We start from the raw sequence: 767 nt of genomic DNA on the forward strand, positions 1-767 counted from the left end.
CTGGCGGGTTGCTGGCGACGCTCGGCAGTCTGATCGGCGCGCCGGGACGGGCGACGGGTGGGCCAGTGTCGCCCGCGCGGCCCTATCTGGTTGGGGAGAGGGGCCCCGAGCTGTTCGTGCCGACCACCAGCGGGAGCGTGGTTTCGGCGGGCGGTGGCGGCGCGCGCGATGTGCGCGTGGCGATCACGGTGCAGGGCGGGAACGATGCGCCGCAAGCGCTGGCGGCGTCGAGCCGGCAGGTGGCGCGGGCGGTGCGGGCGGCTTTGATGGAGTGAGGGGCTGCATTGGCGGTGGCGATGTTGGGAGAGCGGATTGGAGCGGCGGTTCTTTTGACTGCCCCTCTCCCCGGCCAGCATCAGGTGAACCGTGCCCCGCACGGTTCAGGTCATCCCGGGGGGATGACCGACCTGATGCTCCCCTGAAGGGGAGAGGAAGAAGATGGCATATTGGTTGGCGAGCGAGCGCACGGTTCAGGTCGAGGGCGTGGTGTCGCGGTTTGATCCGCGGTTCTGGACGGTCAATTTTCCGCGGCCGATGATGGCGGGGGTGACGACCAGCGCGGCAGATGCGCTGCGCGTTGATGCCGTCTTCTATACGTCTGGGGATCTGGCCGGGCTGATCTGGGAGGCGGAGGACCGCTTCGATCATCCGTTGCTGCGCTATGAGACGGCGCGCGATTTTCGCGGGTGTCGGCTCGGGTTTCGCTGGCGCTCGGCGGGGGTTTTGCCGCTCGATGCGGTCAATGGCCCGGTGCTGACGATCGAGGG

Annotated in this window: 2 protein-coding genes; both read left to right on the forward strand. The window is 68.7% G+C overall.

Annotated features, from left to right (window positions below; genetic code table 11):
* Positions 1 to 275, forward strand: a 275-nt coding sequence (locus AACY52_RS28760) for a hypothetical protein (protein WP_339561135.1), incomplete at its 5' end; no start/stop codon positions are given.
* A 163-nt stretch (positions 276 to 438) separates the two neighbouring features.
* Positions 439 to 767 (forward strand): hypothetical protein (locus AACY52_RS28765; RefSeq protein WP_339561136.1); only part of this gene is annotated, 329 nt, incomplete at its 3' end.

Source organism: Pseudomonas sp. EA_65y_Pfl1_P113 (assembly GCF_963970525.1).
In the GTDB taxonomy this organism is placed as follows: Bacteria; Pseudomonadota; Gammaproteobacteria; order Pseudomonadales; family Pseudomonadaceae; genus Aquipseudomonas; species Aquipseudomonas tritici.